The organism is Neptuniibacter sp. UBA6509 (genome assembly GCA_002435145.1).
Classification (GTDB): Bacteria; Pseudomonadota; Gammaproteobacteria; order Pseudomonadales; family Balneatricaceae; genus Neptuniibacter.
The window spans coordinates 1-9,736 of sequence record DJLT01000038.1; the positions used below are offsets into that span (position 1 = coordinate 1).

General features: G+C 40.3%; 10 protein-coding genes. All 10 read left to right on the top strand.

Translation table 11 applies throughout. The features are described 5' to 3' along the window. Positions 1-615: glycosyltransferase family 4 protein (locus tag B4K11_RS04805; protein WP_292959257.1), on the top strand; the 615-nt coding region annotated here is incomplete at its 5' end. Then, the gene (locus B4K11_RS04810; protein WP_292959258.1) at positions 616-1,155 is read left to right on the top strand and encodes a putative colanic acid biosynthesis acetyltransferase; all 540 of its coding nucleotides are present in this window, start codon (positions 616-618) and stop codon (positions 1,153-1,155) included. It abuts the gene before it with no gap. Positions 1,156-1,160: 5 nt separating this feature from the next. Further along, the gene (locus B4K11_RS04815; protein ID WP_292959259.1) at positions 1,161-2,330 is read left to right on the top strand and encodes a hypothetical protein; all 1,170 of its coding nucleotides are present in this window, start codon (positions 1,161-1,163) and stop codon (positions 2,328-2,330) included. A gap of 2 nt (positions 2,331-2,332) precedes the next feature. Continuing rightward, positions 2,333-3,289: an NAD-dependent epimerase/dehydratase family protein gene (locus B4K11_RS04820; protein WP_292959260.1), complete on the top strand. Its 957-nt coding sequence runs from the start codon at positions 2,333-2,335 to the stop codon at positions 3,287-3,289. A gap of 51 nt (positions 3,290-3,340) precedes the next feature. Continuing rightward, on the top strand, positions 3,341-4,465 hold the full coding sequence (gmd, locus tag B4K11_RS04825; RefSeq protein WP_292959261.1) for a GDP-mannose 4,6-dehydratase: 1,125 nt from the start codon (positions 3,341-3,343) through the stop codon (positions 4,463-4,465). A 162-nt stretch (positions 4,466-4,627) separates the two neighbouring features. Further along, entirely contained in the window at positions 4,628-4,999 is a 372-nt protein-coding gene (locus tag B4K11_RS04830; protein WP_292959262.1) for a GxxExxY protein, read from the top strand. Positions 5,000-5,252: 253 nt separating this feature from the next. After that, entirely contained in the window at positions 5,253-6,212 is a 960-nt protein-coding gene (gene fcl, locus B4K11_RS04835) for a GDP-L-fucose synthase (RefSeq protein WP_292959263.1), read from the top strand. Between the two features lie 288 nt (positions 6,213-6,500). After that, positions 6,501-6,980: a GDP-mannose mannosyl hydrolase gene (locus B4K11_RS04840; protein WP_292959264.1), complete on the top strand. Its 480-nt coding sequence runs from the start codon at positions 6,501-6,503 to the stop codon at positions 6,978-6,980. Beyond that, the gene (locus B4K11_RS04845; RefSeq protein ID WP_292959265.1) at positions 6,977-8,377 is read left to right on the top strand and encodes a mannose-1-phosphate guanylyltransferase/mannose-6-phosphate isomerase; all 1,401 of its coding nucleotides are present in this window, start codon (positions 6,977-6,979) and stop codon (positions 8,375-8,377) included. The genes B4K11_RS04840 and B4K11_RS04845 overlap by 4 nt, the downstream gene beginning before the upstream one ends. A 146-nt stretch (positions 8,378-8,523) precedes the next feature. Beyond that, positions 8,524-9,546, top strand: a complete 1,023-nt coding sequence (gene galE / locus B4K11_RS04850; RefSeq protein ID WP_292955882.1) for a UDP-glucose 4-epimerase GalE — start codon at positions 8,524-8,526, stop codon at positions 9,544-9,546. Positions 9,547-9,736: the final 190 nt, after the last annotated feature.

The window sequence follows — 9,736 nt, forward strand, 5'->3', positions numbered from 1 at the left end:
GAAAAAATACATATACTTTCAAATATCGCTTTTTTTAGTGGTAATAGATCGATCCCGTTTCAGGAAAATAGACCAATAGTTGTTGGGCATTTAGCAAATCTTTGTGTAGAAAAAGGTATAGGTGACTTTATTGCATTGTGCGAGGCTTTGTCATCAAAAGGTTATGAGTTCCGTGCACATATCGCAGGCCCATATACTGATCTAAAATCAAAAGAGATTATTGGTAATGTAATATCTAAATTGCCTCAAGTTAAATATCTAGGTCCTTTATATGGAGCAGATAAAGATAGTTTTTTTCAAGGTTTAGACATCTTTGTGTTTCCATCTCATTATTGTAATGAGGCGGAGCCTCTTGTTCTTTATGAGGCAGCTCAATTTGGAGTATTAAATCTAGGCACTAGACGAGGGTGTATGGCATCTGTAATTAAATCTCTAGGAGGTATTTCTTTTGATGAGCGTGGTGTCGTTACTCAAATGGCGAATGCAATATCTGATCTAGAGCAAGCAGGAAGCTTAGGCCTCGAAGCTAGGGAAGAGCGTGTAACTAGATTCTTAGAAGAGAAAGCGCGTGGATCTAAGGCTTTGGATAAACTTTTTGAATTAATGGTGGGTTAAATGTATCAAAGATTAAATTCTTTTAAATTACCGCAGCATTTCAGAGGGCGTTCAGCTTTTGTAGTTCAGTTATGGTGGATTGTGCAAGCAACTCTCTTTTCTATGTCACCTCAATTTATGTATAGCTGGCGTAATTTTTTATTAAGGTTGTTTGGCGCAAAGATAGGTAAAGGCGTAATTGTTAGACCTTCAGTACGGACTACTTATCCATGGAATCTATCTGTAGGTGACTATTCTTGGATAGGCGATCATGTTGAACTATATACTTTAGGTGAGATTAATATAGGTAACAATGCTGTAATTTCTCAAAAGTCCTATTTATGCACGGGAAGCCATGATTTCCTTTCTGAAAAGTTCGATATTTTTGCTAGAACGATAGTAATTGAAGATGAAGCGTGGGTTGCTACAGATGTTTTTATTGCGCCTGGTGTAACTATTGGTATGGGGGCTTTAGTTGGAGCTCGAAGCTCTGTGTTTAACAATATGCCACCAGGAATGATTTGTACAGGATCTCCAGCAAGTCCAATTAAGAAACGATAAATTAAATGGATTTAGAATCTCAGATGAATAATATTCTCATAATATCACCCTTTTTTTTCCCTGAACCCATTTCCACGGGCAAGTATAATACTCTTGTTGCTAAGGAACTTTCACAAGGTACGGGTTGTATTGATGTACTTTGTGCTCATCCTATATATCCCAAATGGAAGATCGAACCAACATCAAAACAACTAGTTGGGGTTAATGCTATACGGGGAGGAAAGTATTTAAAATTTCCTAAGAATGTGTTGCTTCGTCGAGCAGTTTTAGAACTGTGGTTTTGTATTTTTGTTTTTTTCAGGCTGCTTTTTTCTAAGAAGAAGTACACTCATATCGTACCTATTTTCCCTCCAAGTTTATTTATGATCCTCGTGCCTTTTTTTACTAAGAAGGCAAAAATAACAGGCATCGTTCATGATTTACAGGGGATTTATGCAAAGCGAAATTCTGGTTTTCTAAAAAAGATTATTTTTTCTTTTATCAAGACTATTGAAAAAAAGGCCTTCAGGAATTGTGACCAACTAATATTTTTATCGGAAGATATGATGCGAGTTGCTTCTAGTGAATATGATTTGGATCCTACAAAAAATAGTGTTAATTATCCGTTTGTTACAATCGACGAGTTTTCTGATGTAGGTAAACTGAATCATATAATTCCTGATAATCAAGTTTCGATTGTCTATTCTGGTGCGTTGGGTGAGAAGCAAGCCCCTAATGAGTTAGCAGAGTTTATGGAATCAGTTGTGCAAGCTAATTCTAATGTGAAAGCTTATATATTTTCTCAAGGGCCTGAGTTCGAGTTACTTAAAAATAATTATACTAATATAAACTTTCACCCTTTAGTCGATGAAGAAGATCTTTCCGAATTACTTGTCCGTTCTACTGTTCAAATTTTGCCTCAGGCCCAAGGGACCTCAGATGGATCGCTGCCATCTAAACTGCCCAACTTGTTAGCTAGTGGGTGTAAGATATTTTGCATTACAGATCCGGGCAGTGAATTAGTTCGTATTTTGAATTCTTATTCTAATGCGGCTGTGGAGCATGAATGGGATAATGTAAAGTTGAGTGAAGGCTGTTTGAAGCTATTAAGCAGCGATGTAAAAAGTGAAGTGGATAATGAGTTATTGAGTAAATTTCGTATCCAGACCCTAGTAGATAAAATTTTGACGAGATAGTTATGGAAAGTATAGTTATTTTTGGTGGATCGGGTTTTATTGGAACTCATTTGTCTAAAGCGCTTTTAGGGCAGGGGGAACATGTGATCGTTGTAGATCTTCAGCCTCCTCGATTTATTCATGAATATCTTGATTATATACATGGTGATGTACGTGATCTGAGTAAGTTGGATATAAATCAGTCAATCAATAGGATTTATAATTTTGCTGCAATTCATACTACACCTGGTCATCGAAGCTATGAGTATTATGAGACAAATATTGCTGGAGCAAATCAAGTTTGCAAATTTGCTGAAGAAAATAATGTTCATGAAATTATTTTCACTAGCTCAATATCTGTTTATGGCCCAGATGAGGATAAAAAAGACGAACGTACTCAGTTAACACCGAATTCGTCTTACGGCTATTCTAAGATGTTGGCGGAGCAGATTCATAAAGCCTGGGTCGATCGAAATCCAGGTCGAATTCTCAGTATAGTGAGGCCTGCGGTAGTATTTGGCCCGGGAGAAGGTGGAAACTTCACTCGCCTTGCAACAATGTTACAGAAAGGCTTTTTTGTTTATCCTGGAAGGAAAGACACGATAAAGGCCTGCATATATGTTGATGATCTTTTATTCTTAATAAATGAGGCTCGTAATTCCTCTAATCGTTTTGAATTGTTTAATGGTGCATATCCTGAGATGTATACACTTGAAGATATAGTTATGACATTTAAAAGGGATCATTTTAATAAAGTTAAAGTTTTTACCGTGCCTAAATTTGTAGTATTGGGTGCGGCAAAGTTCTTTCAAATCTTTAATGTGTTTAATGTTGGTATTCATCCCGACCGGGTAATGAAATTGATACGCTCAACTAATATTTATCCATCTTGGCTTGATGACAATAATGTTAGATTGCCAGGAAATATTGAATCAGCTCTTAAACGTTGGTCCCAAGAGACTGATGGGAAATTTAATTAAGACAGTGTGAGTTTCTTACATACTTGAAAGTTTATAGTTAAAGGAAAAACAATGACTAGCAAAGTTGCACTTATCACGGGCGTTACGGGTCAGGATGGCTCTTACTTAGCAGAATTTCTTCTTGATAAAGGCTACGAAGTTCACGGAATCAAGCGTCGAGCTTCTTCTTTCAATACTGAGCGCGTTGATCATATCTATCAGGATAGCCATGAAGAGAACGTTAAGTTCCATCTGCACTATGGTGATCTAACGGATACGTCTAATTTGACCCGCATTATAAAAGAAGTAAATCCGGATGAGATTTATAACTTAGGCGCTCAGTCCCATGTGGCGGTATCCTTTGAATCACCTGAATATACAGCGGATGTAGATGCTATTGGTACACTACGTTTGTTAGAAGCCATTCGCTTTTTGGGTTTAGAAAAGAAAACGCGTTTTTATCAAGCATCTACATCTGAATTGTATGGTGAAGTTCAAGAGATCCCTCAGAAGGAAACTACGCCGTTTTATCCTCGTTCGCCTTACGCTGCTGCCAAAATGTATGCTTACTGGATTACAGTAAACTACCGTGAATCTTACGGTATGTATGCGTGTAACGGTATTTTGTTTAACCATGAATCGCCTCGACGCGGTGAAACGTTTGTTACGCGTAAAATTACACGTGCTGTAGCGAACATTGCTCAAGGTTTAGAGAAATGTCTTTACCTAGGGAATATGGATGCGCTTCGAGATTGGGGCCATGCGAAAGATTACGTGCGTATGCAATGGATGATGCTGCAACAAGACAGCGCTGAAGATTTTGTTATTGCTACAGGTAAACAGATCTCGGTACGTGAATTTGTTCGTATGTCTGCTGCTGAAGTCGGTATAGAACTTGAGTTTAAAGGCGAAGGTGTAGAAGAGTATGCGGTTGTTACCCGTGTAACAGGTGATGACGCTCCAGCCTTAAAAGAGGGTGATGTCGTTGTTCGTGTTGACCCTAAATACTTCCGCCCTGCTGAAGTAGAGACTCTACTTGGTGATCCTTCTAAGGCTAAAGAAAAATTAGGTTGGGTGCCTGAGATTACAGTGGAAGAGATGTGTGCTGAGATGGTCCAAAATGACCTTAATAGTGCGAAGCAGCATGCCCTGCTAAAAGAGCACGGTTATGATGTGAATGTAGCTCTAGAGAGATAAATATCTACCACCGAGGACACAGAGCTCACTGAGAAGGACTCGTTATTGGGTAAGTATTTACCACCGAGGACACTGAGAACACAGAGGAAAGGCCTTTTTCTAATGAGTTTGTTCTCGGTGAACTCTGTGCCTCTGTGGTGAAATTTAAGACAGGATGTCGTTATGGATAAGGATTTTCTTACCGATAAAGTTATTGGTTGTGCCATTGAGGTGCATAGGGAGTTAGGGCCAGGGCTTCTTGAATCTAGCTATGAGCAGTGTTTGTTGTATGAATTAGCTCAGGCGGGGATCAAGGTGAAGGCTCAGGTTGCTTTGCCGGTGGTTTATAAAGGAGTCGATATCAATGCGGGTTATCGTATTGATATTCTGATCCCCGGACAGCTCATAATTGAATTAAAAGCTGTTGAGAAACTACAACCTATCCACACAGCACAGATGATTACGTATTTGAAGTTGTCAGGAATAAAGAAAGGGCTATTGATTAATTTCAATGAGACCAGACTAGTTGATGGACTTAAACGGATTGTCCTGTAGCTGAGGGGCTACCACAGAGGATACTGAGGAAATGAAAAGATTAGGTTTTCGGTGTCTAGGCGTTTACTTAATGTTCTATAGGTTTTAATTCAAACCTTTTATCTCAGTGTCCTCAGTGACCTCGGTGGTTAATAGGTTTTTTTCAACCTTTTTATCTATGTGTGCTCAGTGATCTCGGTGGTCAACAGGTTTTTATTTAAAGGTTTTCATCTCGGCGAGCTCTGAGTCCTCTGTGGTAAAAAAGTGAGGTTTTATGAAAAATGTTTTTGTTGCTGGCCATCGTGGGATGGTCGGTTCTGCGATTTGTAGACAGTTAGCGTCAGACCCTTCAATTGAAGTTATAACGGCGACACGTGATCAGTTAGACCTTGTGTCGCAGACTGATGTGGCTGCTTTTTTTACTGAAAACAAAATTGATCAGGTTTATTTGGCTGCGGCGAAAGTGGGCGGTATTTGGGCGAATAATGAATACCCAGCTGAGTTTATTTATCAGAACTTGATGATTCAGAATAATATTATTCATTCTGCTTATGTTGCTGGCGTTAAAGAGTTGTTGTTCCTTGGTTCTTCTTGTATCTATCCGAAGCTGGCTGAGCAGCCGATGCAGGAAAAAGCATTACTGACAGGCACTTTAGAACCAACTAATGAGCCTTATGCGATTGCTAAAATTGCTGGCATTAAAATGTGTGAATCCTATAACCGCCAGTATGGTGTGGATTACCGCAGTGTGATGCCAACGAACCTTTATGGCGAAAACGATAATTTTCATCCTGAAAATTCTCATGTGATCCCTGCTTTGATGCGCCGTTTTCATGAAGCTAAATTAGCTAATGATGAGGAAGTAGTTGTTTGGGGAACAGGCAAGCCTATGCGTGAATTTCTACATGTAGATGATATGGCTGCTGCTTCTATTTTTGTGATGAATGCTGATAAAGCTGTTTATGATGAAAACACAGAAGTGATGCTGTCGCATCTTAATGTGGGTACTGGCGAAGATTGTACGATTGCTGAAATGGCATTAACTATGGCCGATGTGGTCGGGTTTAAAGGTGAGGTTGTATTCGACTCGACTAAGCCTGATGGTACACCACGTAAGTTAATGGATGTAAGCAAACTTAATGCATTAGGCTGGAAGCATTCTATTACTCTGCGTGATGGTTTGGCGATGACTTATGATTGGTTTTTACAGCATCAAGATGATTTCAGAGCGTAGAATTTAGTTTAACCACAGAGGACTCAGAGTTCACCGAGAAGAGATCATTTTTTACACTCGGTGTTCTCCGTGGTGAGTAGTTTTGCCGCCTACAGGAGTTGCTCTTCATGGATAGACTAGTCTTTTTTAAAAAAGATGAAATTCTACTGTGTGGTTTTAGAGAAAACATTAGCCGTAGATGACGTAGGGGTCTCAGAGAAGAGATCATTTTTTACCCTCTGTGCTTTTTGTATCTCGGTGGTGAATAGTTTTTTTTGCAGAGTATTGAGGGCTAACAAGGGATGAGCTATGACTAATACTTTTCTGGATCAAGATACTTTTAAGGTTGTAGTAGATTCAGCCCCGTTAATTTCGATTGATCTGGTTGTACGTAGTGCTAATGGAACTGTGCTTTTAGGTAAAAGGACGAATCGCCCAGCTAAGGGTTTTTGGTTTGTACCTGGTGGGCGAGTTTTGAAAGGTGAAACGCTGGCGAATGCTTTTAGCCGGCTGACTTTAGCTGAACTAGGTATTGAACTTTCAATAGATCAGGCTGATTACCTTGGGCTATATGAGCATTTTTATCATGATAGTGCGCTATGTGAATCTACAAGCACGCATTATGTGGTTAATGCTTTTGTGATTACATTAAATCAAGATATAACCGAACTACCGCAGGAGCAGCACTCCGACTATAGATGGTTATCACAAAATGAATTACTCAGTGATAAACAGGTGCATGAGCACAGTAAGTGGTATTTCATGAATGAAAAAGGATATTTAGCATGATCCCCGTTATTTTGTCAGGTGGTTCTGGTACACGTTTATGGCCTTTGTCACGTACTCAATACCCTAAACAGTTTTTGCCGTTGAATAGTGATCTTACGATGCTTCAAGAAACGGTCTCTCGTTTAGGTGATGTTGACCATGTAAGCTTGATATGCAATGAAGAACATCGCTTTTTGGCGGCTGAACAGATGCGTGTTCTGGATCAAAGTTGTTCTATTTTTCTTGAACCTGTCGGTCGTAATACTGCGCCTGCAATCGCTTTGGCTGCTTTTGATGCGGTTGCAAAAGGGAAGGGTGCTGAATGCTTATTAGTGTTGGCAGCAGATCATGTAATAGAAAACGAAGCTGAGTTTCAGTCTGTCATCCGAAAAGCTGAGCCTATGGCAAGCGAAGGGATGCTGGTTACTTTTGGAATTGTTCCTCAGCATCCGGAAACGGGCTATGGTTACATTCAGGCGGGTGAGATCTTTGGGACTTCAGATGCATTTAATATCAGTAAATTTGTAGAAAAGCCGAACATTGAGACCGCTAAAGGCTATTTAGCTTCAGGTGACTTCTACTGGAATAGCGGCATGTTCATGTTTAGAGCAGATCGTTTTTTAGAAGAACTAGGAAAGTTCCGTCCTGATATTTTAGAGGCTTGTAAAAAGTCCATGGCGGGCACTGCAAATGATATGGATTTCCTAAGAGTCGATAAGTCTGCTTTTGAAGCCTGCCCAGATGAATCTGTTGATTATGCGGTGATGGAGAAAACAGAAAGCGCGGTTGTTATTCCATTAGATGCAGGTTGGAGTGATGTAGGAAGCTGGTCTGCTCTATGGGAGATTAAGGATAAAGATGAATCAGGGAATGTAACTGAAGGTGATGTTATCGCCTTAGATACAGATAGCTCTTTGATTATGGCTAAAGACCGTTTAGTTACGACTCTAGGTGTTAGTAACCTGATCGTTATTGATACCCCTGATGCGCTGTTAGTGGCAGATAAAAACCATATACAAGAAGTGAAGCGTATAGTCTCTCAGATTAAAGAATCTGGCAGAAATGAGTGCTTCCAGCATCGTGAAGTGTATCGCCCTTGGGGTAAGTATGACTCCATCGATATGGGCGAACGCTATCAAGTAAAACGTATCACTGTTAAACCTGGCGCTAAGCTTTCGTTACAAAAACATCATCACCGAGCTGAGCATTGGATCGTGGTTGAAGGGACTGCCAGTGTGACAAAGGGTAATGAAACCTTTTTGGTGACTGAGGACCAATCTACTTATATACCGATTGGTGAGCTTCATTGTTTAGAAAACCCTGGAAAGGTTGATTTAGAGCTAATAGAAATCCAGTCAGGCTCTTATTTAGGTGAAGATGATATCGTGCGACTAGAAGATAAGTATGGGCGTGCTTGATAAATAGGGTGCTAACGCGATTTTATTGCAAGAAACACATCCTGTACGTGAGGATTATCAGGCTTGTTGATTGGCATAACGACTTCCTTTTAGAAGCTATGTCTTCACCATTGATATGTACTTGTTGGAAATAAGAAGGAATTTAAGTGTCTAGAAATACAGTGCTAATCACCGGCGGCGCAGGCTATATCGGCTCCCACACAACTGTTCAGTTATTGGAACTAGGTAGCAGGGTTGTTGTTTTGGATAACCTTTGTAACAGCAGTGATGAAGTTTTTAATCGTATTGAAAAGATCACAGGTATTCGTCCTGAATTTGTGGAAGGGGATATTCGTGATCGTGCATGTTTAGATAAAATATTCGCTGACTATCCTATCGATTCTGTTATCCATTTTGCTGGCCTTAAAGCGGTGGGTGAAAGTTCTCAGATTCCTTTAGCTTATTATCAAAATAATGTGACGGGCACACTTGTTCTGTGTGAAGCGATGGCTTCTGCGGGCGTGAAAAAATTGGTGTTTAGTTCATCGGCTACGGTTTATGGAGAAGATGCACCTATCCCTTATATTGAGACTATGCCTAGGGGTAAAACTTCTAACCCTTATGGTACGTCTAAGTCGATGGTAGAGCAGGTGCTTATCGACCTGTGTAAATCTGATTCTGAGTGGTCAGTTGCGTTGCTTCGCTACTTTAACCCTATTGGTGCGCATCCTTCTGGTTTGATTGGTGAGGATCCTAAAGGTATCCCTAATAACTTAATGCCGTTTATTAGTCAGGTTGCTGTTGGTAAGCGTGAAGAACTTTCTATATTTGGTAATGATTATCCAACGCAGGATGGTACGTGTGAGAGGGATTATCTGCATGTAATGGATCTGGCTGATGGGCATTTAGCCGCGTTAAACTGCTCGGGTGATAAAGGTGTACATATTTATAACCTAGGCACTGGATCAGGTACCTCTGTTTTAGCTATGGTTAACTCATTTAAAGCTGTTACCGATGTTGATGTACCTTATTCTTTTGCTCCACGCCGAGAGGGTGATTTACCTGCCTTTTGGGCTGATGCTTCTAAAGCGGAAAAAGAGCTTGGTTGGACGGCTAGCCGTACATTGAATGAGATGATGGAAGATACATGGCGTTGGCAGTCAAATAACCCTGATGGGTATGATTTGTAGGAAGGCTGTTGGAAGGTGGTCTTTATGCCTGGAGGGGTGCGTGCGAGGGTTTTGGTTTTAAGGTTTCGTTGTAGGAAGCCAGCCTCTGCGCGAGTTTTTTGTTTTTTTGCAATTCAGATTCTGGAGCTGCTTCGGATAGTCTTCAGCCAATTGCCGATCATTCGCTCGGGGGCCGAGCTCCTACAAGAGA

Excerpts from the sequence above, each read along its gene's own strand:
- B4K11_RS04810 (WP_292959258.1), top strand. The coding sequence starts at position 616 with ATGTATCAAAGATTAAATTCTTTTAAATTACCGCAGCATTTCAGAGGG.
- B4K11_RS04815 (WP_292959259.1), top strand. The coding sequence starts at position 1,161 with ATGGATTTAGAATCTCAGATGAATAATATTCTCATAATATCACCCTTT.
- B4K11_RS04820 (WP_292959260.1), top strand. The coding sequence starts at position 2,333 with ATGGAAAGTATAGTTATTTTTGGTGGATCGGGTTTTATTGGAACTCAT.
- gmd (WP_292959261.1), top strand. The coding sequence starts at position 3,341 with ATGACTAGCAAAGTTGCACTTATCACGGGCGTTACGGGTCAGGATGGC.
- B4K11_RS04830 (WP_292959262.1), top strand. The coding sequence starts at position 4,628 with ATGGATAAGGATTTTCTTACCGATAAAGTTATTGGTTGTGCCATTGAG.
- fcl (WP_292959263.1), top strand. The coding sequence starts at position 5,253 with ATGAAAAATGTTTTTGTTGCTGGCCATCGTGGGATGGTCGGTTCTGCG.
- B4K11_RS04840 (WP_292959264.1), top strand. The coding sequence starts at position 6,501 with ATGACTAATACTTTTCTGGATCAAGATACTTTTAAGGTTGTAGTAGAT.
- B4K11_RS04845 (WP_292959265.1), top strand. The coding sequence starts at position 6,977 with ATGATCCCCGTTATTTTGTCAGGTGGTTCTGGTACACGTTTATGGCCT.